The sequence below is a fragment of the Pseudomonas sp. GOM7 genome, from assembly GCF_026723825.1.
GTDB lineage: Bacteria > Pseudomonadota > Gammaproteobacteria > Pseudomonadales > Pseudomonadaceae > Aquipseudomonas.
The window spans coordinates 638,753-661,959 of sequence record NZ_CP113519.1 but is presented as its reverse complement, the minus strand read 5'-3'; the positions used below and the strand labels follow the sequence as shown (position 1 = coordinate 661,959).

The window sequence follows — 23,207 nt, the reverse complement described above, 5'->3', positions numbered from 1 at the left end:
GCCATGAGTCCTGCCGAGAAGAAACGCCAGCCGATCTCCACCGGTTCGGAATGGACCTTCGAGCTGATCCGCACCTACGACCGTGAGATCGCCCGCATCGCCGAGCGCTATGCGCTGGACACCTACCCCAACCAGATCGAGGTGATCACTGCCGAGCAGATGATGGACGCCTACGCCTCGGTGGGCATGCCGCTGGGCTACCACCACTGGTCATACGGCAAGCACTTCCTCGCCACCGAAAAGGGCTACAAGCGCGGCCAGATGGGCCTGGCCTACGAGATCGTGATCAACTCCGACCCGTGCATCGCCTACCTGATGGAGGAAAACACCATCTGCATGCAGGCGCTGGTGATCGCCCATGCCTGCTACGGCCACAATAGCTTCTTCAAGGGCAACTACCTGTTCCGCACCTGGACCGATGCCAGCTCGATCATCGATTACCTAGTATTCGCCAAGCAGTACATCATGCAGTGCGAGGAGCGTTACGGTATCGATGCCGTAGAAGAGCTGCTCGACTCCTGCCATGCCCTGATGAACTACGGTGTCGACCGCTACAAGCGGCCTTATCCAATCTCCGCCGAAGAGGAGCGCCGCCGCCAGAAGGATCGAGAGGAACACCTGCAGAAGCAGATCAACGACCTCTGGCGCACCATTCCCAAGGGGGCAGGCAAGGGCGGCGAGAAGGACAGCAAGCGCTTCCCGGCCGAACCGCAGGAGAACATCCTCTACTTCCTGGAAAAACACGCGCCCCTGCTGGAGCCCTGGCAGCGCGAGGTGATCCGCATCGTGCGCAAGATCGCCCAGTACTTCTACCCGCAGCGCCAGACCCAGGTGATGAACGAAGGCTGGGCCACCTTCTGGCACTACACCCTGATGAACGACCTGTACGACGAAGGCCTGGTCACCGACGGCTTTATGATGGAGTTCCTGCAGTCGCACACCAGCGTGGTCTATCAGCCGTCCTTCGACAGCCCCTACTACAGCGGCATCAACCCCTATGCCCTGGGTTTCGCCATGTACCGCGACATCCGCCGCATCTGCGAAGCTCCCACCGAGGAGGACAAGCGCTGGTTCCCGGACATCGCCGGCAGCGACTGGCTGACCACCCTCAAGTTCGCCATGACCAGCTTCAAGGACGAGAGTTTCATCCTGCAGTTCCTCTCGCCCAAGGTGATCCGCGACTTCAAGCTGTTCGGCATTCTCGACGACGACCAGAAGGATGAACTGCTGGTGCCGGCCATCCATGACGAATCCGGCTACCGCACCATTCGCGAACTGCTCGCTGCCCAGTACAACCTGGGCAACCGCGAGCCCAATATCCAGATCTGGAACGTCGACCGCCGTGGCGACCGCTCGCTGACCCTGCGCCACCAGCAGCACGACCGCAAACCCCTGGGCGAATCCACTGGCGAAGTGCTCAAGCACCTGCACCGCCTCTGGGGCTTCGACATTCATCTGGAAACCCTGCAGGGCGACCAACTGATCACCACACAGCATGTACCGCCACGTAACACCGCGGAAGGAGAAGGCGAATACCCGCGCCTGGATCTGGTCATTCCACCCATTTGATCGGTTGTCGCTCGATGCTGGCGCCCAGCAGCATGACAGGCATATTTCGCGAGGCTGCCTGCATGCGTCTGTTCCTGGTAATCCTGCTGTGTCTGGGGCTCGCCACCTGCGCCAGCCCCATCCCCCATGCGCGCATCATCACGCCAGCCGACGATGCCTTGCAGGGCCGACACAGCTTTCAACTGGTCGACCCACAGAGCAGCCTGGCAGACACGCCACCCTTTCCCGAGCGCTACGCGCAACTGCCCCAGTTGCTGCGCCAGGGCTTGTCCGCCCGCGGTTACCACGAGAGCCAGCCGCCGCAAACGCGCGTCTATTACTGGCTCGCCGTGCAGGACAAACCGCTGACCTTCAAGGTCGATGCAGCCGGCAGCCTCGGCCCCTACCAGGCCATCCACCGGCTGCGCGACGAAACCGGCACGCTGCGCCTACGCATTACCGACCTGAACGACGTCACCCTCTGGGAAGGCCTGATCAGCACAGGCCTGAGCCCGGCTCGCGATAGCGCCGAGCTGCTGGAACGCGCCGTGCACGTGCTGACCGAACAGCTCCCCAAGGCCACACCGTAGCCCGGCTGCAATCCGGGATCTTGCCCCTGCTGCCCCCCGAAGTGCATCCACGCTACCGCGCCTGCACGAGCAGCCGTTATCCTCCACACTCGACGGAGGATACCCATGCAGATCTACAAAGTCGGCGGCGCAGTGCGCGACCGCCTGCTCGGCCGCCCCATCAGCGAAGTGGACTGGGTGGTGGTGGGCGCCAGTGCCGAACAGATGCTGGAGCTCGGTTACCGCCCGGTAGGCGCCGACTTTCCGGTGTTCCTACACCCGCAAACGGGCGAGGAATATGCCCTGGCCCGCACCGAGCGCAAGAGTGGCCGCGGCTATGGCGGCTTCACCTTCCATGCCAGCCCTGAAGTCACCCTGGAAGAAGACCTGATCCGCCGCGACCTCACCGTCAACGCCATGGCCGAGGACGAGCAGGGCAATCTTGTCGACCCCTACGGCGGCCAGCAGGATCTTGCCGCGCGTCTGCTGCGCCATGTATCGCCTGCCTTTGCCGAGGATCCGCTGCGCGTGTTGCGTGTCGCCCGCTTCGCCGCCCGCTATGCGCCCCTGGGGTTTGCCGTGGCGCCGGAAACCCAGGCGCTGATGCGCCAGTTGGCCGAGTCCGGTGAACTGGCCGATCTCACGCCGGAGCGCAGTTGGAAGGAAATCTCCCGCGCACTCATGGAGCCACGCCCGGACGTATTCGTGCAGGTACTACGCGACTGCGGCGCCCTGGCCGCTTTGCTGCCAGAAGTGGACGTCCTGTTCGGCGTCCCGCAGCCCGAGGCGCACCATCCCGAGATCGACACCGGCGTGCATGTGCTTGCCGTACTACGCCAATGCGCCGAACACCAGCAGCCGCTGAACGTACGCTGGGCCAGCCTGCTGCACGACGTGGGCAAGGGGCTGACGCCAGAAGTCGAGTGGCCGCGACATATCGCCCATGAACACAAGGGGCTGCGCCTGATCGAAGCGATCAACGCACGCTGCAAGGTGCCCCGCGACTGCGCCGAAATGGCCGCGCTGGTGGGTGAATTCCATACTCAAGGCCATCGCGCACTGGAACTGCGCCCCTCGACGCTATTGGAACTGCTGCAACGTTTCGACGTGTTCCGCCGTCCGCAACGTTTCGCCGAATTCGTCGCCGCCTGCGAGATGGATGCGCGCGGTCGCCAGGGGCTGGAGCAGCGCGACTATCCGCAGGCTGCTTACCTGCTGGGCGCCGCCGAGGCTGCACGGCAAGTGCCGGTCAAACCGCTGCTGGAGAAGGGATTCAAGGGTGCCGAGCTGGGCGAGGCCCTCAACCGCGAGCGCCTGAATGCAATCAAGGCCCATAAGGAACAGCAGACAACGTAGCCCGGATGAGATCCGGGGGTAGTACCCGACACAAGTCCTGGGTTTCATCCGGGCGACAACCACAGGGTGTCGGGGGCCGTGCGCGCTACTGGTAACCGTGGTGCGCGCGGCGCACCCTACAAAGGCCTGGCCGCAGCCAACTAGACCGAATGCGCCTGCAGCAACTCTGCCGGCGTCAGCTCGGCCCCGCGCCACTGGAAGGCCGCCGGCCATAGTTGCTGGTCGATCTGCGCCGAAGCCCAGAGTTCGGCGAACGAGCGCCCATCGAGCGGATGCTGCAACTGCGGCGCCAGCAGCGCCAGCGGCCAGAGCACGAAGGCGTTCTTGAGGATTTCCGCACGCGGCAACACCAGGCCGTTGAAGTTACCCACCTGCTCGCCATACAGCAGCACGTCGATATCCAGTGGCAGGCCCTTGCGATCCGGCGCATAGCGGCCGTTGTCGGCCTCGATGAACTTCAGCCGGCGATCCAGCTCCGCCAGCGGCAGATCGGTCATGGCGGTGACCACCAGATTGAAGAAGTTGCCACTCTTGATACCCACGGCGTGGCTCTCGAACACCGGCGAGCACTGCAGGTCATGGAGAAAGCTAGCCAGCGCATCGAGCCCGGCGCTCAAGTGGGTCTCGCGCTGGACGTTGCTGCCGAGCCCCAGGTAGATCCGCGTCAGAGACATCCGCGCTCGATCTCCACACCGACACCACCACGGGCAGCCGGCACCGCGCCGGGCTTGGTCAGTTTCAGGCGTATCCAGGGAATGTCGAATTCGGCCATCAGCGTCTGCACCAGGCGCTCGGCGAAGGTTTCCACCAGGATGAACTGCGCCTCGGCGGCAAAGGCCTGGATACGCGCCGATACGCTGGCATAGTCGAGCGCCTTGTCCAGCTCATCGCCAGCAGCAGCCGGGCGGTTGTCCCAGGCCATCTGCAGATCCAGGCGCAGGCACTGGCGAATCTCACGCTCCCAGTCGTAGGCGCCGATTACCGTATCGACTTCCAGCCCTTCGATAAATACTCTGTCCACCACCCTCTCCGCGCCACGACAAGGGCGCCGCACCTCGTTAGAATCGGGCCACCCCAAGCTCTGGAATGGCCACCATGTTCTGGCTTCTGGCAATCCTTGCCTACCTGCTCGGCTCACTGTCCTTCGCCATCCTGCTCAGCCGCCTGAGCGGCAGGCCGGATCCGCGTGGCAGCGGCTCGGGCAACCCTGGCGCCACCAACATGCTGCGCCTGGCCGGCAAGAAACTCGCCGTGATGACGCTGGTCGGCGACCTGTGCAAGGGTCTGCTGCCCATCCTCATCGCCAAGCTGCTCGGCCTGAGCCTGCAACAGCAGGCCTGGATCGGCCTGGCCGCAGTCGTCGGCCATCTTTACCCATTGTACTTCCGCTTCCGTGGCGGCAAGGGCGTGGCGACGGCCGCCGGCATGCTCCTCGGCCTCTACCCGCCCGCCGCTCTGCTGGCGCTGACGACCTGGACCGTGGTCTTCCGCCTGACCCGTACCAGCTCCCTGGCCTCGCTGATCGCCACCCCGCTGACCCTGCCACTGCTGGCCTGGCAACAACCGGCCGCCTTGCTGCCGATGTGCGTGCTGACCGGCTTGATCGTCTGGCGCCACCGGGGCAATCTGCGCGACCTGTTCGCCGGCCACGAGCGCCGCTTCTAAGCAGCGACAAGCCTCAAGCTACAGGCCTCAAGCAAGAAGCCGCGCTCACTTGCGGCTTACGGCTTGCAACTCGGCAAGTTTTCCATCGGCCAACGCGCCTGCACCTTGATCGCCAGGTCTTCGTGCTGCCCGGCCAGCAAGCGCTGGCAACCGGCGTAGGCGATCATCGCGCCATTGTCGGTGCAGAATTTGGGCCTCGCGTAGAACACCTGGCCTTTCAGCTCGCCCAACATACGCTGCAGATGCTCGCGCAGCGACCTGTTGGCGCTCACCCCGCCGGCGATCACCAGGTTGTTCAGCCCCGTCTGCTTGAGCGCCCGCTTGCACTTGATGGTCAAAGTCTCAACCACCGCCTGCTGGAAGGCCAGCGCAATGTCGCGACGGGCTTGTTCGAGGTCGCCCCCACTGTCCTTGCAGTGCTGCCAGGTATTCAGAGCGAAGGTCTTGAGCCCGCTGAAACTGAAATCCAGGCCGGGGCGATCGGTCATCGGCCGTGGGAAGACGAAACGCCCTGGGGTACCCTGTTCGGCCAGCCTAGCGATCTCCGGGCCACCGGGATAATTCAGCCCCATCAGCTTGGCGGTCTTGTCGAAGGCCTCACCGGCCGCATCGTCCAACGACTCGCCAAGCAACTGGTACTGACCGATGCCATCGACCCGCACCAACTGGGTGTGGCCGCCGGAGACCAGCAAGGCGACGAACGGAAACTGTGGCGGCTGCTCTTCCAGCATCGGCGCCAGCAGGTGGCCTTCCATATGATGCACGCCGACTGCCGGCACGCCCCAGGCAAACGCCAGAGCCTGGGCGCAGGAAGCCCCGACCAGCAGGGCGCCGACCAGGCCGGGCCCGGCCGTGTAGGCCAGGGCATCGATATCGCTGGCCTGCTTGCCGGCTTCATCCAGCACCTGACGGATCAACGGCAACATGCGTTTGACGTGATCGCGCGAGGCCAATTCGGGCACCACTCCACCATAGACGCGGTGCAGGTCGATCTGGCTGAACAGCGCGTCAGCCAGCAGGCCACGCTCACTGTCATAGAGCGCGACGCCGGTTTCATCGCAGGAGGTTTCCAATCCCAGTACGAGCATGGAGCGAGGCCTTGGTTTGCGGCGTGGAACGAAGGCGCGCATGATAAGCGCCGCCCGGCCACCCGACCAGCGCTTTTCGACCTAAGGGCTTTGCATTCCTTGCAGGGAGGCGGTAACATCCGCAACCCTTAAAAACCGACGCACCCCGAGCCATATTTGCCGGGCACGCGTTAAACCCGGTAATTAAAGATAGGTACGACCTGGATGCCAGCCGTCAAAGTTAAAGAGAACGAACCCTTCGACGTAGCCCTGCGTCGTTTCAAGCGCTCCTGCGAGAAAGCCGGTGTACTGGCTGAAGTCCGTAGCCGCGAATTCTACGAAAAGCCGACCGCTGAGCGTAAGCGCAAGGCCGCTGCCGCCGTCAAGCGTCACGCCAAGAAAGTGCAGCGCGAGCAGCGTCGCAGCGTCCGCCTGTACTAATTCAGTACGCGTGACGCCCGAATGCCCGACCCTGGTCGGGCATTGCTTTTTAGGAACTCCGCCTCACCTCGGGTGCAGGGCGGAGTTTTCTGCTTTCTGAGTGCCCGCATGGGCGACTATGCTGAGCACCTATGGCCGGCCTGATCCCGCAGTCCTTCATCGATGACCTGCTCAACCGCACCGACATCGTCGATGTGGTGAGTTCGCGCGTCCAACTGAAGAAGACCGGCAAGAACTACAGCGCCTGCTGCCCCTTCCACAAGGAAAAGACCCCCTCCTTCACCGTCAGCCCGGACAAGCAGTTCTACTACTGCTTCGGCTGCGGCGCCGGCGGCAACGCCCTCGGCTTCGTCATGGATCACGATCAACTGGATTTCCCCCAGGCGGTCGAGGAACTGGCCAAGCGCGCCGGCATGGACGTGCCCCGCGAGGACAGCGGGCGCGGGCACAAACCCAGACAGCCAGTGGACTCGCCCCTCTACCCGCTGCTGGAAGCCGCCGCCGAGCATTATCGCCAGGCACTGAAAAGCCACCCACAGCGCAAGTACGCCGTGGACTACCTCAAGGGCCGCGGCCTGACCGGGGAAATCGCCCGCGACTTCGGCCTGGGCTTCGCCCCGCCGGGCTGGGACAACCTGCTCAAGCAACTGGGTGGCGACGCCCTGCAGCAGAAGGCCATGATCGACGCCGGCCTGCTGATCGAGAATGCCGACACCGGCAAGCGCTATGACCGCTTCCGCGATCGCATCATGTTCCCCATCCGCGACAGCCGCGGCCGGGTGATCGCCTTCGGCGGCCGCGTGCTGGGAGACGACAAGCCCAAGTACCTGAACTCGCCGGAAACCCCGGTGTTCCACAAGGGCCAGGAACTCTACGGCCTGTACGAGGCGCGCAAGCACAACCGCGATCTCGACGAGATCATGGTGGTCGAAGGCTACATGGACGTCATCGCCCTGGCCCAGCAAGGCCTGCGCAATGCCGTGGCAACCCTGGGCACGGCCACCAGCGAGGAACACCTCAAGCGCCTGTTCCGCATCGTGCCCAGCGTGCTGTTCTGCTTTGACGGCGACGCCGCCGGGCGCAATGCCGCCTGGCGCGCCTTGGAGTCCACCCTGCCAAGCCTGCAGGACGGTCGCCGCGCGCGCTTTCTGTTCCTGCCCGAAGGCGAAGACCCCGACACCCTGGTACGCGCCGAAGGCACCGATGCCTTCCGCGCACGCATCAACCAGCATGCGCAACCACTGGCCGACTACTTCTTCCAGCAACTGTGCGAAGAGGCCGATCCGCGCTCCCTGGAAGGCAAGGCGCACCTGGTCACCCTGGCCGCACCGCTGATCGACAAGATCCCCGGCAACAACCTGCGCGCCCTGATGCGCCAGCGCCTGAGCGAGATCACCGGGCTGTCCGGCGAAGCCCTCAGCCAGATCGGCAACACACCGCGCAGCCCGACACCGAGCCAGCGCCACACCCCAGCGAGCCAGGATCAGGCCTACCCGGACTATGCCGACGTCCCCAGCGGCGATTATTACGATGCCCTACCTGACCTGGGCGGCTATGAACACCCGCCCCCCAGCCAGCCCAGCTACGAGAGCACCCCCAGCAAGAGCAAGGGCAACTGGAAGAAGGATGGCGGCAAGTGGCAGAAGAAAGGCCAGGGCAAGGACTACCCGCCACGCACTGCGGTCAAGGTGGAGTCACCCCACCTGAGCGCCCTGCGCACCCTGCTACACCACCCACAACTGGCGCAGAAAGTGGAAGATGTCAGCCACTTCGCCGACGAAGAGGACACCTACGCTCAGCTACTGGTGGCACTGGTCGGCGCCCTGCAGAAAAGCCCCAACCTGCGCTCGCTGCAGCTAATCGCTCGCTGGCACGGCACTGAGCAAGGTCGTCTGTTGCGCGCCCTGGCGGAAAAGGAATGGCTGATTTCGGCCGACAACCTTGAACAACAGTTTTTCGACACTATAACTACTCTTGCAGCCCGCCAGCGGGAACGCAGCCTTGAACAATTGCTGCGCAAGGCGCGCCAGAGTGAACTAAGCGCAGAGGAAAAAGATCAACTGCGCACATTACTAAGCCGCAGCACCTCATCAGTCAGTCCCTCTTCAACTGGCGCGTAAGGCTGTTTGTCAGGTATAATCCTCGGCTTGTTTTCAGCCCGCCAAGACCTTCAGTGGATAGGGTGTTATGTCCGTAAAAGCGCAACAGCAATCTCGTTTGAAAGAATTGATCAGCCGTGGTCGCGAGCAGGGTTACCTGACGTATGCGGAGGTCAACGACCACCTGCCGGAAGATATTTCCGATCCGGAACAGGTGGAAGACATCATCCGCATGATCAACGACATGGGGATCAACGTATTCGAGAGCGCTCCGGATGCGGACGCCCTGTTGTTGGCCGAAGCCGACACCGACGAAGCCGCAGCCGAAGAAGCCGCCGCCGCCCTCGCCGCCGTTGAGACCGATATCGGCCGCACCACCGATCCGGTGCGCATGTACATGCGTGAAATGGGTACCGTGGAACTGCTGACCCGCGAAGGCGAAATCGAAATCGCCAAGCGCATCGAGGAAGGCATCCGCGAGGTGATGAGCGCCATCGCCCACTTCCCCGGCACCGTCGACAACATCCTCTCCGAGTACAACCGCGTCACCACCGAAGGCGGCCGCCTGGCCGAGGTGTTGAGCGGCTACATCGACCCGGATGACGGCAGCGTCCCGGACGAAGCCGCCGCCCCCGTTCCGGTACAGGACGGCGCCAACGCCAAGGATGACGAAGAAGACGAGGACGAAGAAAGCGAAAGCGGCGACGATGAAGAATCCGATGGCGATGGTGGCCCGGATCCGGAAGAGGCCGCACGCCGATTCACCGCCGTCGCCGAGCAGCAGGACAAGGTTCAGAAAGCCCTGAAGAAGCATGGCCGTGGCAGCAAGCAGGCCACCGAAGAGCTGGCCGCGCTGGCCGAGCTGTTCATGCCGATCAAGCTGGTACCCAAGCAGTACGACGCCCTGGTCAACCAGGTGCGCGGCGCCCTCGACCGCCTGCGCGCCCAGGAACGCGCCATCATGCAACTGTGCGTGCGTGACGCGCGCATGCCGCGTGCCGACTTCCTGCGCCTGTTCCCAGGCAACGAAGTGGACATGGACTGGGCTGCCGACCTGGCCAAGGGCAAGGCCAAGTACGCCGAGGCCCTGGGTAATCTGCAGAGCGATATCAAGAGCTGCCAGCAGAAGCTGGTGGAACTGGAAGCCGAGTGCAACCTGAGCCTGGCCGAGATCAAGGACATCAACCGTCGCATGTCGATCGGTGAAGCCAAGGCTCGTCGCGCCAAGAAGGAAATGGTCGAGGCCAACCTGCGCCTGGTCATCTCCATCGCCAAGAAGTACACCAACCGCGGCTTGCAGTTCCTCGACCTGATTCAGGAAGGCAACATCGGCCTGATGAAGGCGGTGGACAAGTTCGAGTACCGTCGCGGCTACAAGTTCTCGACCTACGCCACCTGGTGGATCCGCCAGGCGATCACCCGCTCGATTGCCGACCAGGCGCGCACCATCCGTATTCCGGTGCACATGATCGAGACCATCAACAAGCTCAACCGCATCTCCCGTCAGATGCTCCAGGAAATGGGTCGCGAGCCCACTCCAGAAGAGCTCGGTGAGCGCATGGAAATGCCCGAGGACAAGATCCGCAAGGTATTGAAGATCGCCAAAGAGCCGATCTCCATGGAAACCCCGATCGGCGACGACGAGGATTCGCACCTGGGCGACTTCATCGAGGACAGCACCATGCAGTCCCCGATCGACGTGGCCACGGTCGAAAGCCTCAAGGAAGCTACCCGCGAAGTCCTGGCCGGCCTCACCGCCCGTGAAGCCAAGGTACTGCGCATGCGCTTCGGCATCGACATGAACACCGACCACACCCTCGAGGAAGTGGGCAAACAGTTCGATGTCACCCGTGAGCGTATCCGCCAGATCGAAGCCAAGGCGCTGCGCAAACTGCGTCACCCGACACGAAGCGAGCACCTGCGCTCCTTCCTCGACGAGTGATGCAAACGACCCCGGCCTAGGCCGGGGTCGTCGTTTCTGCAGGGAGTTTTTCCCAGATAACTCAGGCAGTTGGCGCTAGCTACAACGCCTCGTTATAATCCGCCGTCGTTTCGGGCCTATAGCTCAGTTGGTTAGAGCAGTCGACTCATAATCGATTGGTCGCAGGTTCAAGTCCTGCTGGGCCCACCATCTCCGAAGCCGCGCACTGCGCGGCTTTTTCGTTTCTGCAGCAAGCTGCATCGTGAGACAGCTCGCGAACCCTCTCTGATACAACGAAACCCAGCGTCGATTCCCGAGTCTCAGATGAGCTGCGACCTGAAGCGCTAAGAACTTGACTCCGTTCACAGCCATGAACCATGGCAAGAGGCTAAATCTAGCGTTCGGAAGGAAGAGGGAAGAAGGATTCTATATGCCTGGTAAACCTGCCGCTCGCCTCAGCGACTCCACGACCTGCCCCGTCCCTGGACATGGCGTAACTCCGATACAAACCGGCTCCCCCAATGTACAGTTCAACAACTTGCCCGCAGCCCGCCTGGGCGATACGGCAGGCTGCGGCCAGGCCGTATCGGGGGCATTTTCAGCAAGCGTATTCATCAATGGCCAGAACGCCGCGACCTTAGGCAGCACTCTTAGCCACGGCGGCGTGATCATCAGTGGATCAGGCGATGTACTGATCGGCGATACGGTCGTGACGGCAGCCTTCAGCGCGCCAGCCCCTTTGGCCATCAATAGATGGATCAGCTTTCAGATTCCAGCCACCGAGCGCTATACGGGCTGGCAATGCACTGCTCATTTCGATGACGGAACGTCCCTGACCAGTAACTTCGACAGTGACAACAAGGTGCTGTTTTCCAACCCCTCGGGATCGATCTGCACAAGACTTGAACTCCCTGTTCCAGCAGAAACCGAGCAGCCCTCGGTAACCGAACAACTCCTGAGCATGATCACCGGAGGCCATGAGCAATGACCTCCAGCATTGAAATACGGGGCCAGTACCAGACTCAGAGCGAGCATTCGCTACCCCGCTCCCCGCTCGATGAGGCCATAGCCAGCATGGAGGCAATGGCCACGCGATTTTCTCTCGACGCCATCAGCGACGCCAAAACCCGAGCCAGCTATGCAGCCAATATCAAACGTATCTCTGCCCAGGTTCGCACGGAGGTAGCATCCGGGAAGATCACCAGCCAGGCGGGTGTCGAGTTTTGCTATGAAATGCGCAACAAGATCATGGCAGAGCATCGCAAGATCACCTCTGCCGTTGGCCTAGCCAAAGCAGAGCAGTACAAGAAAACGCCCCCCACCCTGCCGAAGCTGTTCGAAAAATACGCAAACGAGAAGTTCGGCAAAGCCTACGACACCCTGACAGCCGAACAGAGGAAATTGATCCATTACGAAATCATCGAAGCCTCCGGCAGAGATAACGCAAAATTTACCAAAGGCACGCAACGCCTACGCGTTCTCGGCAAAGTTGGCATCGTGGTCACTGCTGCATTCGCGACTTACGAAATTCTCAATGCAGACAATAAGGTGAAGGAGACAGCACGCCAGGGAATGATCATCGGTGGCGGTGCGGCTGGCGGCTTTCTCGCCGGCCTGGGAGTCTCGCTCATTTGCGGCCCCGGAGCCCCAGTCTGTGCCATAGCCCTGGTGCTGGCAGGTAGCGCCGCTGGCGGCATTGCAGGCAGCCTGGCGGCGGATGCCCTGGATGATGAACTCGAGGAGTTTTCCAAGTGGGACGTGTTCTGAGCCGCGATGAGCGCATTCGGCTATGGTCGGCGTTATCGGATGTGTTCGTCGACAACAGCGTTGACTACGCCAGTATTGCTCGCAAGGTACGCGACTTCGAGCGCGTCACGGTGGAGCGGGCCTTCTTTGAAGACGTGGCCCCCGCCTGCCATTCCAATCTGCAGACACCTGTTCCACCAATCTGGACTGCCTTCGACAGCACCTGGCTTGCCACCACCATCGACAATCTCCACCAGGCACGAAACGCCTCAGCACTAAGGCGCCTGCTCGATAGCGCCAAGATCGCTTACCTACGCTACAGACTCAAGCCCGAGTGGCAGGAGATCGTCAGACACCTGGATCGGGCAGACAGCGAGAGCAGCCAAGCTGACCAGGACGTCCCTCACTCCTGACCCTCACGGTCACGGTAGCCCAGCAGGTAGAGGATGCCGTCCAGGCCCAGGGTGGAAATCGCCTGTTTGGCCGATTGTTTGACCAGCGGCTTGGCGCGGAAGGCCACGCCAAGGCCGGCCAGGCCGAGCATGGGCAGGTCGTTGGCGCCATCGCCGACGGCAATGGTCTGCTCCAGTTGCAACCCTTCCTTTTCCGCCAGCTCACGCAGCAGATCGGCCTTGCGTTGCGCATCGACGATGGGCTCGACAGCGACGCCGGTGACCTTGCCATCGACGATCTGCAGCTCGTTGGCGAACACGTAATCGATGCCCAGCTTGGCCTGCAACTGCCGGGCGAAGTAGGTGAAGCCACCAGAGAGAATCGCGGTCTTGTAGCCCAGGCGCTTGAGTTCGGCGAAGAGGGTCTCGGCGCCCTCGGTCAGGCGCAGCGAGGCGCCGATCTCCGCCAGCACGTCTTCCGACAGCCCCTGCAGCAGACTCAGGCGCTCCTTGAAGCTGGCGCGGAAATCCAGCTCGCCGCGCATGGCACGCTCGGTGATCTCGGCGACCTGCTCGCCGACACCAGCGGCCTTGGCCAGTTCGTCGATAACCTCGGCCTCGATCAGCGTCGAGTCCATGTCGAATACCGCCAGGCGGCGATTGCGGCGGAAAACCGAATCACGCTGGAAGGCGATATCGACATTCAGCTCCTGCGCCACGCTAAGGAACTCGGCGCGCAATGCCGCCGGATCGCCCGGTTCGCCGCGTACCGAGAATTCGATGCAACCCTTGCTACGTTCGCTCGGCGTGTCCAGCGGCATGCGTCCGGAGAGGCGGTCGATATGGTCGATGTTCAGGCCGTAGCGAGCGGTGATGGCGCTGACGCGCTGCAACTGCTCGGCGGTGACCTTGCGCGTCAGCAAGGTGACGATATGCCGGGCCTTGCCCTGGCCGCCGACCCAATGGCGATAGTCAGCTTCTGACACCGGGGTGAAGCGCACCTGCTGATCCAGCTCGTAGGCGGTGAACAGCAGATCCTTGAGCACGGATTGGGAACGGCCGTTGTCGGGAATCTCGATGAGGATGCCGAACGACAGGGTGTCATGGATCACCGCCTGGCCGATGTCGAGGATATTCACCCCGCCCTGAGCCAGGACGCCGGTGATGGCTGCGGTGAGCCCAGGGCGATCTTCGCCGGTGATATTGATCAGGACGATTTCGCGCAAGGCGCACCCTCCGAGGCAGATGATTGATGACGGAACGCGGTAGATGAGCCACCGCCCAGCGAAAAGGCCGACATTCTACCCAGTTTCCTGCCACTTCGGGCAGCCACGCGCTTTGCCCATGCGGGGTCGCTCGCTATACTGCGCGGCAACTTCAGTCGACAAGAGCCGTGCTCTGTGAACCGGCCCGCGCCCGTCAAACCCGATAATTTCTTCATCATGATCTTCCACGCGCTGCGCCAGCGGCGGGTGCCCCTGGTGCTGCGCATCGCCAGCCACAGCCTGCTGCTGGTGGCCCTGGCCATGGTCATCTATGCCTGGGTGATGGGCATGCAGTTCAAGCAGGCCATGCAGCAACAGGCCGATGCCCTCGGCCAGGCGCTGATCACCCAGACGGCAGCCTCGGCCACCGAGCTGCTAGTGTCCAACGACATCCTTAGCCTCAACGTGCTGCTGGGCAATCTGGCGAAGAATCCACTGGTGGCGCATGCCGCCATCTACAGTGTGGACAACCGCATCCTCGCCGAGGCGGGCTCGCGGCCGACGCGCAGCATGCTCGGCGAAAGCTCGGGGCTGTACTCAACGCCCATCAACTTCCAGGAAGTGATGGCCGGGCAACTGAGCATCAGCCTGGACATGCGCCAGTTCCAGCAACCCATGACCATCAGCCTGCAGAGCATGGGCATTCTCAGCCTGATCCTGCTGGCCCTGACCCTGTCGCTGAGCATGCGCCTGGGCCGGCACATCTCCACCCCCCTGCTGCAGTTGCGCCTGTGGTTGCGTGACCCGGACGACCCCGCACCGGGTGCCGGGCGCAATGACGAACTCGGCGACCTGGCACGGCAGCTACAGGCCCGCCTGGTGCCGCCGAAGCCAGAGTTGGAGCCGGAAGAAGACGACTTCCCCGAGGAAGAAGCCTTCTCCGACAGCGTGCCGGAAGATGACCTCACCACTGAGGACGAGGCGCCACGTCAGCACAGTGCAGAACCTCTGGCTGCCTCCGCGCAGCCGCGCCAGGCAGCCAAGGTCAACCTGCCCTGGGACGAAGACGACACCGATCCTTTCGCCGACCTGGCCAACGAGCCACAGCCGACGGCAGCGCCTGCAACGGCCAACCCTTCGCAGGCCACTGCCGTGCTGGCCATCCAGCTAGGCGGCCAGGAACAACTGCGCCGCCTGCCGCGCACGCGCCTGCTCGACCTACTGCAGCACTACCGCGATTGCCTGGAGCAAGCCGCCTCGCTCTACCAGGGCGAGCTGCACACGCTCAAGGATGGCAGCAGCCTGATGCTGTTCCACGAGCGCGATTGCGCCGAGGACTACCTGACCCACGCCATCTGCTGCGGCGAGCTGATGCGCGCTCTCGGCCATGCCCTGCAGATCGAGGTGGCCGACAGCGGCATCACCCTGCAACTGCAACTGGGCCTGACCCTGGGCAACGGTCTGGAAGGCCTCGGCCAGGCCGAGCTGCTGCTCAGCGACAGCGCGCTGGACGCCCTGGCCCTGTCGCAACACAGCCGCAACCTGCTACTGGTGGAAAAGCGCATCGCCCAGGACGAACTGGCCAAACAGCGTGCGCGCATCCGCCCCATCGCCAGCCCCGAGGGCGCGAGCTGCGTCGAACGTCTGCTCGACCCCTACCCGGCGCTACTGGAGCGGCAACTGGCGCGCATGCACGACCACGAAGGCCGCGCCTGAGTCCCGCTTACGCGCCCACCGTGGTGCGTCGTGCCGGCTGCACCCCATAACGTTGCAGCCAGTCCTTCCAGCGCACCCGCTCCTCGTTCACCAGCCAGCCCTGCTGCTCGGCGAAACTCTCCGACAACCACAGGCCACGGGTGCTGGCCGCCGTCAGCTCGCCGCCGCGCAGGGTGAACAATCCGCCATTGGGCTGGCCATTGTGCAAGGCCACCAGGTAAAGATCAGGACGTCGGCGCTCCAGGCGTGCCACCAGAAGCCCCTCTTCGAGACATTCGTCGACATGGAACAGGCTGGGTTCGCGCACATCGCGCGGCAGCTCCAGATTGAGGTCGTAGACCAGTTGCAACGAGGCGGTCGGCAGGTGCACGTAGGCCCGTGGGCGCTCGAGCAGGGTCAGGTTGCCGCACTGCACCGGCCGCGCGGCGCCGGAAAGCGGGCTGAGACGAAAATGGCTGGTTTCGCGATAGCGCAAGGCGCCCTGGTAGGGTGTGGGTAGCCAGGTATCGCCGAAACGCCCGCTGAGCCAACCGCCCTCGCTCTCGATCAGGCACTCTTCGGCCACCTCCTGGATCGCCGTGAGCAGCGGCAGGTTGAGCTCGTGGGCCGGCACATAACCGGAAATCAGCTTGAGCACGGTATCGCCGCGATCCGGCCGGCGCTGACGCACCAGTACCCAGTAATCGCGCCCCTGCAAGCGCAAGGTCAGGCGCACCGACACGCCCAGGTTGGCCAGTTCGACCGCGAAGCGCTGGTTGTCGGCAACCATTAGCGGACGCCGCCGCTCCAGCATCTGGCGAAAATTCAGCGGCTGGCCAAGGCTCTGGTAGCGCAGCCCGTCAGGACTGGCCTCGACGAACAATGGCAGGGTCTTGAAGCGACTCGGGTCCTTGCGAATCAGCGTACGCGGCATCTCGGCTCCTCATTGACTCGTGCCAGGCAGCAAGCACCCGGCGAGGTTCAGGGCGAAACAGACGGCTAGGCTGCCTCAGGCCAGACAACGGACACAACCCGATCCTGTAAAGGAACGTGACGAACTCAGCCCCGTTGGCGGATCACCGCCGCTGCCGTGGCCACATTGGCAGCCAGGTGCAGCGGATTGATGGTGCCAACGATGGCACTGCTGACACCAGGATGCGCAAAAATCAGCTCGAAGCTGGCGCGCACCGGATCGACACCATCGGCCAGGCAGGCATGCCCGCTGGCCAGGGCCTTCTTGATCAGGATGCCCTTGCCGTGACTGGCAGCGTAGTCGATAACCGGCTTTTCGCCCTGCCCGGCGAGGTTGTAGGTGACCATGGCGCAATCCCCTTGCTGCAGTGCCAGCAGGCCACCTTCGACGGTCTTGCCGGACAGGCCATAGGCGAGAATCTTGCCCTCGCGCTTGAGCGCCTCAAGCGCCTCGTAGACGCCGCTGTCGCGCAGCACGGCCAGATCATTGCCATCGGAGTGCACCAGCAGCAGGTCGATACGGTCAGTTTCCAGGCGTTTGAGGCTGCGCTCTACCGACAGGCGGGTGTGCGCTGGCGAGAAATCGAAGTGCGACAGGCCCTGGTCGAACTCCTCGCCGGTCTTGCTGACGATCACCCACTGGTCGCGCTGGCCACGCAGCAAGGGGCCGAGGCGCTGCTCGCTGACGCCATAGGCCGGGGCGGTGTCGATCAGGTTGATACCCAGCTCACGCGCCTGGCGCAGCAAGGCCGCAGCCTGAGCGTCGTCGGGGATGGTGAAGCCGCTGGGGTATTTGACCCCCTGGTCGCGGCCCAGCTTGACCGTGCCCAGGCCCAGAGGCGACACCAGCAGACCGGTACTGCCGAGCGGACGATGCAGATCGTGCAGACTCATGGCAGCAGGGTCTCCCATACCGGCTGGGCAACGGGCGGACGTGGCAGTTCGGGCAACGGCGCATGAGCGCCAGGTTGCACGCCATCGCGGGCCAAAGCTTGCAGCACGCGGTCGGCGAAGTCCGGCGACAGCGCCAGCTTGGTCGGCCAGCCCACCAGCAGATGGCCCTGATCGGCCAGGAAAGCGCTGTCCGGGCGCACCAGGCCCGATTGCGCCGGCTCGGCACGATCCACCCGCAGGGTGGCCCAGCGGGTCTGGCTCTGATCGACCCAAGGCAGCAGCGCGGCGACTTCCTTCTGCGCCGCCTTGATCTGCGCGGCCTCGTCACGCGCCACGCCATCGGCCTCGGCCAGGTCACCGCCGAGATACCAGACCCACTGGCCATCGGCCGCTGGATGGGTGGTCACGGTCACCCGTGGCTTCGGCCCGCCGCCCAGGCAATGGGCATACAGCGGTTTCAAGGCCGGCCCCTTGGCCAGCACCATGTGCAGCGGGCGCAATTGCTGGCGCGGCTGTTCGATACCCAACGCCGCCAACAGCTCGGCATTACCGGCGCCGGCACTGAGCACCACGCGCTGAGCACGGATCTCGCGGCCGTCGACGACCAGGCCGACCAGCTCACCCGCCTCGCGCAGCGGCTCGATACGCTCACCGGCCAGCAGGCCGTCGCCGGCCAGTTCGGCCAGGCGCGCGATCAGGCTGGGCACGTCCAGCACCAGCTCGTTGAGGCGATAGACCTTGCCCTTGAACTTCGGATCGCGCAGCGCTGGCGGCAGTTGCTCACCCTTGACCGCATCGACCCGTGTACGCATGGCCTTGCTGGCGAAGAAGCTGGTCAGATTGCCCGCCAGAGTGCCCGGCGACCACAGGTAATGCGCGTCGGAGAGCAGGCGCACGCCGCGCAGATCCAGCTCGCCGTCACCGGCCAGCGCCTCGCGCCAGCGCCGTGGCATATCGCCGATGGCCTCGGCCGAGCCGGTCAGCGCGCCGTGCAGCGCGTACTTGGCGCCACCATGGATGATGCCCTGCGACTTCAGGCTCTGCCCGCCGCCGAGGCTCGCCGACTCCACCAGCAAAGTGGCGAACCCCTGCTGACGCAGGCGCGCATTGAGCCAGAGGCCGGCGATACCGCCGCCGACGATCAGGACATCGGTGCTGAGAGCTTGGGACATGAACGGGCCTCGCAGAAAAACAGGGGCGCAGTATAACCCTCGGGGCAGCTACAAGCGGCAAGCTTCAAGCCTGTCCGTCTTAATGCCCCGTGGAGTGCGAGAATAGTTGGATGACCACCACACCGCTGACGATCAGGCCCATGCCGAGCATGGCCGGTAGATCTAGCTTCTGCTGGTAGAGCACCAGCGCGGCGATGCTCACCAGGACGATGCCGAGCCCCGCCCAGATGGCGTAGGCGATGCCCACCGGGATGGTGCGCACTACCAGAATCAGCATCCAGAAGGCGATGGCGTAGCCACCGATCACCAGCAGCAATGGCAAGGGCTTGTTGAAGCCGTCGATGGCTTTCATCGAGGTGGTGGCGATGACTTCGGCGGCGATGGCAATAGCGAGGTAGAGGTATCCGGGCATGGCGGCGACTCCTGAACGATGCCGCCGATTCTAGTCGTCGCAGCGATGGGATAAAGTGATTACCTATCTGCTTTGGAGATAGACTGTGAATTGGAACCTCGATCAACTGCACCTGTTCGTGCGCACCGCCGAGCGCCGCTCCTTCTCCGCCGTGGCCCGTGAAACCGGACGTGCGCAATCGGCGGTGAGCAGCGCCATCGCCCTGCTCGAGGCGGATCTCGGGGTCAGCCTGTTCGAGCGCAGCAGCGGTCGCCAGCCAGCACTCACCGAAGCCGGCCGCGCCTTGCTGGAGGAGGCGCGCAGCGTGCTACAGCAGTGCCAGCGCCTAGATGGCCGCGCCCTCGGTCTGGCCCGTGGCGAAGAAGCCCGTCTGCGCCTGGCGCAGGACGAAGCCATGCCCTACCAGCCGGTGCTGGCCAGCCTGCAGGCGCTGGCGGAAGCCTTTCCCCAGCTCGAAGTGCAACTGTCCAGTGGGGCGCAGGGCGACGTGGCGCGCAAGCTGGTGCAGCGCCAGGCCGATCTCGGCCTGCTGTTCCATCACGAGCAGATGCCCGCCGAGCTGGAAAGCCAGCGCCTGGGCACCATCGAAATGGTCACGGTGTGCAGCCCTATGCATCCCCTGGCCGGGCGTGCCAGTGTGGAAAGGCGCGACCTGGCCGAACATCGCCAGTTGCTGATGACCCCGCAGGACAGCCATTACCCAGGGGGCGAACAGATCAGTCCGTTGCTGTGGCGCGCCGACAGCTTCTACGTCATGGCCGAGCTGGTGATCCGCGGCCTGGGCTGGGCCTGGTTGCCGCGCCATGTGGCGCAGTACCCCACCTACCAGGGCCACTTGCAGGAACTGCGCAGCGACTGGGCGCCATTGCCCCTGGTGGTGGAACTGGTCTGGCGCCGCGACGGCGCGCTCGGCCCGGCGGCGAGCTGGCTGGCCGACTGCCTGGCGCAGGAGTTGCTGCGTCCGCAAGCCTGATCGCCCTTCCAGCGCTCGGCCTGCGGCGATAAGCTGCGCCCCCATGAACAGACACCTCTATACCCTGCTGCTGCATCTGGCCCTACCCCTGATCGCCCTGCGTCTGGCCTTGCGGGCGCGCAAGGCGCCGGCTTACGCGCGGCGCATCCGGGAGCGTTTCTCCTTCGGTCTGCCGCCGCTGCAACCTGGCGGCATCTGGGTGCACGCCGTATCGGTTGGCGAGAGCATCGCCGCCGCCCCCATGATCCGCGCTCTGCAAGCACGCCACCCAGAGCTGCCGATCACCGTCACCTGCATGACCCCCACCGGCTCCGAGCGCATCCAGGCGCTGTTCGGCGACAGCGTACAGCATTGCTACCTGCCCTATGACCTGCCCTGGGCGGCGGCACGCTTTCTCGAACGTGCTCGTCCACGCCTGGCGGTGGTGATGGAAACCGAGCTGTGGCCGAACCATATCCACCAGTGCGCCAGGCGCGGCATTCCCGTGGCACTGGCCAACGCTCGGCTGTCCGAGCGCTCGGCACGCGGCTATGCGCGTTTTGCCAGGCTCACCGCACCGATGCTCGCCGAGCTGTCGCTGCTCGCCGTGCAGACCCAGACAGAGGCGCAGCGATTCCTGGCCCTGGGCGCACGCCCTGAATGCGTCGAAGTGACCGGCTCGATCAAGTTCGATCTGAAAATCGATGCCGATCTGCCGAGGCGCGCTGCCAACCTGCGCCGGCAATGGCAGGCCGAGCAGCGCCCGGTCTGGATAGCTGCCAGCACCCATGCTGGCGAAGACGAGATCGTCCTGGACGCCCATCGCCAGCTACTGGCGTCCAGGCCGGATGCCCTGCTGATCCTCGTGCCCCGGCACCCGGAACGCTTTGGCGCGGTGCATGAGCTGTGCCTGAGCCAGGGCATGGCCACACGCCGCCGCTCCACCGGCGAGGCGGTGCACGCTGGCGACCAGGTGCTGCTGGGCGACACCATGGGCGAACTGCTGTTTCTCTATGCGCTGGCCGATATCGCCTTCGTCGGCGGCAGCCTGGTGGCCAATGGCGGACATAACCTGCTGGAGCCAGCCGCGCTGGGCAAACCCGTGCTAAGCGGCCCGCACCTGTTCAACTTTCTGGAAATCGCTGCGCAACTGCGCGAGGCCGGCGCCTTGAGCGAAGTGGAAAACGCCGATCAACTGGCTGGCCGGGTTGCGACGCTGCTGGGCGAGCCTGACGAGGCTCAGCGTATGAGCAAGGCTGGCCTGGCCGTGCTCCAGGCCAACCAGGGCGCCCTGGAGCGGCTGCTGGCAGGGCTGCAGCGGCTGCTGTAGCCCGGATGCAATCTGGAGGATGTTGCGATGCTCTCCCGGATTGCATCCGGGCTACGCTTGCTCGATCACAGGGCATGCTGCGGTTGCAGTGCCTAAAAACAAAAAGCCCGACCTTGCGTCGGGCTTTTGTATATCGGGGGTGTCAATACCCCTGATTGTTCTTCAAGCGCTCCTCGGCAGCCGAGGCCAGATCCGGCGGCAGGAAGTCCTTGTCCGGGTTGTAGTCCGGCTTGAGAAAACGGCCCAGGGCTTCGAGGTCGGCCGGGCTGAGGGTGCCGGCGGCCTGCTTGAGGCGCAGGTTGTTGAGGATGTAGTCGTAACGCGCGTCGTTGTAGTTGCGCACGGCGCTGTAGAGCTGACGCTGGGCATCGAGCACGTCGACGATATTGCGGGTGCCGACCTGATAGCCGATCTCGGTGGCTTCCAGCGCGCTCTGGTTGGAGATGATCGACTGGCGCCGCGCCTGCACGGTTTCCACGTCGGTATTCACCGCGCGGAACAGGTTGCGGGTGTTCTGCACCACCTGGCGACGCAGGCTCTCGCGCAGTTGCTCGGTCTGCCCCAGGCGCTGGTAGGCCTCGCGTACCTGTGAGCTGGTCAGGCCGCCGCTGTACAACGGGATGTTTAGCTGCAGGCCGATGCTGCGCTGCGACACGTCACCGCTGTAACGCGGCGACAGCGGCGACCCCGAATTGGTGAAGCCCAGGCTGTCGTTGTCGCCTTTCTGGTAGCTGGCCACGGCATCCAGGGTCGGCGCATGACCGGCCTTGCGCTGGCGCAGGTTCTCCTCGGCGGCGGTGACTGCATAGAGACTGGCCTGCAGATTGAGGTTCTGCGCGGCGGCAGTATCGACCCAGGCCTTGGCATCGTTGGGCGTCGGCACCAGCACCGGCAGGGAATGCACGATGCCTTCCACGGCCACGTAGTCGCGGTTGGTCAGTGCCACCAGGGCCTCGAAGGCATCGTCCACGGCGCGCTCGGCGAGCAGGCGGTTGGCCCGGGCGGTATCGAAACCGGCCTGGGCCTCGAGCACGTCGGTCTTGTCGGAGAGGCCGACATCAAAACGCTCGTTGGCCTGGTCGAGCTGGCGCTTGAAGGCGGCCTCCTCGGCGCGGGTCGAGGCCAGGTTGTCCTGGGCACGCAGCACGGTGAAGTAGGTCTCGGCACTCTGCAGGATGAGGTTCTGCTCGGTGGCGGACAATTCCAGCGCGGCCTGCTCGCTGGTGGCCTCAGCGGCCTGCAACTGGAACCAGCGGTCGGCGCGGAACAGCGGCTGACTCAGATTGGCCTGATAGACCAGACCGCTGCGCGAAAGGGTGGCGCTGGGCGAATCGATCTCGGTGCGAGTGTCGCCATAATTGGCGCCTGCCGAGAGGTTGGGCAGCAATCCGGCACGGGCCTGCGGTACCACTTCGCGACGTGCCTGGTAGTCGGCTCGGGCAGCGGCGATATCGGCATTGTTCTGGGCGGCTTCCTGATACACGGTCATCAGGTCGGTCTTGCTGGAAAGCGGTGCCTCGGCGGCCTGCACCAGGCCCACCGACGCGGCGGCCACGGCAACAGCCAGGGAGAGTCTGCGCAACATGGAGGTCGATCCTTGAATAGGCGGTAATCGGCAAGGCTACGGCTGGCCACAGGCCAGGGTCAAGCACCCGAGCCCAAGCTTCAGTCTAGTTTGCAAGAAGCATTGTTGCCCCATCGCAACAATACCGAAGGCCCTGCCCGAGCGTCGCTTTCCGACGCATGGGTCGACTTATTTCCGCGTGCAGGT

The 23,207-nt window shown here is 64.0% G+C and carries 21 protein-coding genes, 1 tRNA gene and 1 pseudogene; 14 read left to right on the top strand and 9 right to left on the bottom strand.

Annotation, left to right across the window (positions count from 1 at the left end; genetic code table 11):
* The first annotated feature begins 3 nt into the window (after positions 1 to 3).
* The 3 genes from OU800_RS02935 to OU800_RS02925 all read left to right on the top strand — a co-directional run bounded on the left by OU800_RS02935 (position 4) and on the right by OU800_RS02925 (position 3,473).
* Entirely contained in the window at positions 4 to 1,569 is a 1,566-nt protein-coding gene (locus OU800_RS02935; protein WP_268181061.1) for a SpoVR family protein, read from the top strand.
* Between the two features lie 62 nt (positions 1,570 to 1,631).
* The gene (locus OU800_RS02930; protein WP_268181059.1) at positions 1,632 to 2,138 is read left to right on the top strand and encodes a hypothetical protein; all 507 of its coding nucleotides are present in this window, start codon (positions 1,632 to 1,634) and stop codon (positions 2,136 to 2,138) included.
* 105 nt (positions 2,139 to 2,243) lie between these two features.
* Positions 2,244 to 3,473, top strand: a complete 1,230-nt coding sequence (locus OU800_RS02925) for a multifunctional CCA addition/repair protein (RefSeq protein ID WP_268181057.1) — start codon at positions 2,244 to 2,246, stop codon at positions 3,471 to 3,473.
* A 140-nt stretch (positions 3,474 to 3,613) separates the two neighbouring features.
* Here OU800_RS02925 and folK read toward each other — a convergent pair whose 3' ends face one another.
* Positions 3,614 to 4,147, bottom strand: a complete 534-nt coding sequence (gene folK / locus OU800_RS02920; RefSeq protein ID WP_268181056.1) for a 2-amino-4-hydroxy-6-hydroxymethyldihydropteridine diphosphokinase — start codon at positions 4,145 to 4,147, stop codon at positions 3,614 to 3,616.
* Positions 4,138 to 4,494 (bottom strand): dihydroneopterin aldolase, encoded by a 357-nt coding sequence (gene folB, locus OU800_RS02915; protein WP_268181054.1) that lies wholly within the window; start codon positions 4,492 to 4,494, stop codon positions 4,138 to 4,140. The genes folK and folB overlap by 10 nt, the downstream gene beginning before the upstream one ends.
* Before the next feature lie 74 nt (positions 4,495 to 4,568).
* Here folB and plsY point away from each other — a divergent pair, with 74 nt between their 5' ends.
* Positions 4,569 to 5,138, top strand: coding sequence for a glycerol-3-phosphate 1-O-acyltransferase PlsY (gene plsY / locus OU800_RS02910; RefSeq protein ID WP_268181052.1), 570 nt, complete (start codon positions 4,569 to 4,571; stop codon positions 5,136 to 5,138).
* Between the two features lie 56 nt (positions 5,139 to 5,194).
* Here the strand turns inward: plsY and tsaD are convergent, their stop codons facing one another.
* Entirely contained in the window at positions 5,195 to 6,226 is a 1,032-nt protein-coding gene (tsaD, locus tag OU800_RS02905) for a tRNA (adenosine(37)-N6)-threonylcarbamoyltransferase complex transferase subunit TsaD (protein WP_268181050.1), read from the bottom strand.
* Between the two features lie 204 nt (positions 6,227 to 6,430).
* On the opposite strand from tsaD, the gene rpsU reads away from it, so the two are divergent.
* The 7 genes from rpsU (at position 6,431) to OU800_RS02870 (ending at position 12,825) form a co-directional block, all read left to right on the top strand.
* Positions 6,431 to 6,646, top strand: a complete 216-nt coding sequence (rpsU, locus tag OU800_RS02900) for a 30S ribosomal protein S21 (protein ID WP_003290642.1) — start codon at positions 6,431 to 6,433, stop codon at positions 6,644 to 6,646.
* 131 nt (positions 6,647 to 6,777) lie between these two features.
* On the top strand, positions 6,778 to 8,766 hold the full coding sequence (dnaG, locus tag OU800_RS02895; protein ID WP_268181049.1) for a DNA primase: 1,989 nt from the start codon (positions 6,778 to 6,780) through the stop codon (positions 8,764 to 8,766).
* 67 nt (positions 8,767 to 8,833) lie between these two features.
* Positions 8,834 to 10,687 (top strand): RNA polymerase sigma factor RpoD, encoded by a 1,854-nt coding sequence (rpoD, locus tag OU800_RS02890; RefSeq protein WP_268181048.1) that lies wholly within the window; start codon positions 8,834 to 8,836, stop codon positions 10,685 to 10,687.
* Positions 10,688 to 10,799: 112 nt separating this feature from the next.
* Positions 10,800 to 10,876 (top strand) — tRNA-Ile (locus tag OU800_RS02885).
* A 220-nt stretch (positions 10,877 to 11,096) separates the two neighbouring features.
* On the top strand, positions 11,097 to 11,654 hold the full coding sequence (locus OU800_RS02880; protein ID WP_268181046.1) for a PAAR domain-containing protein: 558 nt from the start codon (positions 11,097 to 11,099) through the stop codon (positions 11,652 to 11,654).
* Positions 11,651 to 12,433 carry a hypothetical protein gene (locus OU800_RS02875; RefSeq protein WP_268181045.1) on the top strand — a complete coding sequence of 261 codons (783 nt, stop codon included), beginning with the start codon at positions 11,651 to 11,653 and terminating at the stop codon, positions 12,431 to 12,433. Before OU800_RS02880 ends, OU800_RS02875 begins: the two co-directional genes overlap by 4 nt.
* Positions 12,430 to 12,825, top strand: coding sequence for a DUF7079 family protein (locus OU800_RS02870; protein WP_442964756.1), 396 nt, complete (start codon positions 12,430 to 12,432; stop codon positions 12,823 to 12,825). The genes OU800_RS02875 and OU800_RS02870 overlap by 4 nt, the downstream gene beginning before the upstream one ends.
* On the opposite strand, the gene serB is transcribed toward OU800_RS02870, so the two are convergent.
* Positions 12,816 to 14,030, bottom strand: a complete 1,215-nt coding sequence (serB, locus tag OU800_RS02865; protein WP_268181042.1) for a phosphoserine phosphatase SerB — start codon at positions 14,028 to 14,030, stop codon at positions 12,816 to 12,818. The two genes, OU800_RS02870 and serB, sit on opposite strands and share 10 nt — an antisense overlap.
* Positions 14,031 to 14,204: 174 nt before the next feature.
* Here serB and OU800_RS02860 point away from each other — a divergent pair, with 174 nt between their 5' ends.
* Positions 14,205 to 15,725: an AhpA/YtjB family protein gene (locus OU800_RS02860; RefSeq protein ID WP_268181040.1), complete on the top strand. Its 1,521-nt coding sequence runs from the start codon at positions 14,205 to 14,207 to the stop codon at positions 15,723 to 15,725.
* Here OU800_RS02860 and OU800_RS02855 read toward each other — a convergent pair.
* From OU800_RS02855 to OU800_RS02840, 4 genes and pseudogenes are all read right to left on the bottom strand, one after another.
* Positions 15,665 to 16,638 (bottom strand): annotated as a pseudogene (locus tag OU800_RS02855) (metal ABC transporter ATPase). The gene OU800_RS02860 and the pseudogene OU800_RS02855 sit on opposite strands and share 61 nt — an antisense overlap.
* Positions 16,639 to 16,763: 125 nt before the next feature.
* Positions 16,764 to 17,570, bottom strand: coding sequence for an aldo/keto reductase (locus tag OU800_RS02850; protein WP_268181036.1), 807 nt, complete (start codon positions 17,568 to 17,570; stop codon positions 16,764 to 16,766).
* Positions 17,567 to 18,742, bottom strand: a complete 1,176-nt coding sequence (locus OU800_RS02845; RefSeq protein WP_268181034.1) for an NAD(P)/FAD-dependent oxidoreductase — start codon at positions 18,740 to 18,742, stop codon at positions 17,567 to 17,569. Before OU800_RS02845 ends, OU800_RS02850 begins: the two co-directional genes overlap by 4 nt.
* Positions 18,743 to 18,821: 79 nt before the next feature.
* Positions 18,822 to 19,154, bottom strand: a complete 333-nt coding sequence (locus tag OU800_RS02840; protein ID WP_268181032.1) for a DMT family transporter — start codon at positions 19,152 to 19,154, stop codon at positions 18,822 to 18,824.
* A gap of 85 nt (positions 19,155 to 19,239) precedes the next feature.
* On the opposite strand from OU800_RS02840, the gene OU800_RS02835 reads away from it, so the two are divergent.
* Together OU800_RS02835 and waaA are read left to right on the top strand one after the other, a co-directional pair.
* Positions 19,240 to 20,127, top strand: a complete 888-nt coding sequence (locus tag OU800_RS02835; protein WP_268181030.1) for a LysR family transcriptional regulator — start codon at positions 19,240 to 19,242, stop codon at positions 20,125 to 20,127.
* 43 nt (positions 20,128 to 20,170) lie between these two features.
* On the top strand, positions 20,171 to 21,436 hold the full coding sequence (waaA, locus tag OU800_RS02830) for a lipid IV(A) 3-deoxy-D-manno-octulosonic acid transferase (protein ID WP_268181028.1): 1,266 nt from the start codon (positions 20,171 to 20,173) through the stop codon (positions 21,434 to 21,436).
* Positions 21,437 to 21,578: 142 nt separating this feature from the next.
* On the opposite strand, the gene OU800_RS02825 is transcribed toward waaA, so the two are convergent.
* Positions 21,579 to 23,021 (bottom strand): TolC family outer membrane protein, encoded by a 1,443-nt coding sequence (locus OU800_RS02825; protein WP_268181027.1) that lies wholly within the window; start codon positions 23,019 to 23,021, stop codon positions 21,579 to 21,581.
* Between the last annotated feature and the right edge of the window lie 186 nt (positions 23,022 to 23,207).

Coding starts and splice junctions, on each gene's coding strand:
- OU800_RS02850 (WP_268181036.1), bottom strand. CDS start 17,570: ATGAGTCTGCACGATCTGCATCGTCCGCTCGGCAGTACCGGTCTGCTG.
- dnaG (WP_268181049.1), top strand. CDS start 6,778: ATGGCCGGCCTGATCCCGCAGTCCTTCATCGATGACCTGCTCAACCGC.
- rpsU (WP_003290642.1), top strand. CDS start 6,431: ATGCCAGCCGTCAAAGTTAAAGAGAACGAACCCTTCGACGTAGCCCTG.
- OU800_RS02840 (WP_268181032.1), bottom strand. CDS start 19,154: ATGCCCGGATACCTCTACCTCGCTATTGCCATCGCCGCCGAAGTCATC.
- waaA (WP_268181028.1), top strand. CDS start 20,171: ATGAACAGACACCTCTATACCCTGCTGCTGCATCTGGCCCTACCCCTG.
- tsaD (WP_268181050.1), bottom strand. CDS start 6,226: ATGCTCGTACTGGGATTGGAAACCTCCTGCGATGAAACCGGCGTCGCG.
- OU800_RS02925 (WP_268181057.1), top strand. CDS start 2,244: ATGCAGATCTACAAAGTCGGCGGCGCAGTGCGCGACCGCCTGCTCGGC.
- OU800_RS02930 (WP_268181059.1), top strand. CDS start 1,632: ATGCGTCTGTTCCTGGTAATCCTGCTGTGTCTGGGGCTCGCCACCTGC.
- rpoD (WP_268181048.1), top strand. CDS start 8,834: ATGTCCGTAAAAGCGCAACAGCAATCTCGTTTGAAAGAATTGATCAGC.
- plsY (WP_268181052.1), top strand. CDS start 4,569: ATGTTCTGGCTTCTGGCAATCCTTGCCTACCTGCTCGGCTCACTGTCC.
- OU800_RS02825 (WP_268181027.1), bottom strand. CDS start 23,021: ATGTTGCGCAGACTCTCCCTGGCTGTTGCCGTGGCCGCCGCGTCGGTG.
- OU800_RS02875 (WP_268181045.1), top strand. CDS start 11,651: ATGACCTCCAGCATTGAAATACGGGGCCAGTACCAGACTCAGAGCGAG.
- OU800_RS02845 (WP_268181034.1), bottom strand. CDS start 18,742: ATGTCCCAAGCTCTCAGCACCGATGTCCTGATCGTCGGCGGCGGTATC.
- OU800_RS02880 (WP_268181046.1), top strand. CDS start 11,097: ATGCCTGGTAAACCTGCCGCTCGCCTCAGCGACTCCACGACCTGCCCC.
- OU800_RS02935 (WP_268181061.1), top strand. CDS start 4: ATGAGTCCTGCCGAGAAGAAACGCCAGCCGATCTCCACCGGTTCGGAA.
- folK (WP_268181056.1), bottom strand. CDS start 4,147: ATGTCTCTGACGCGGATCTACCTGGGGCTCGGCAGCAACGTCCAGCGC.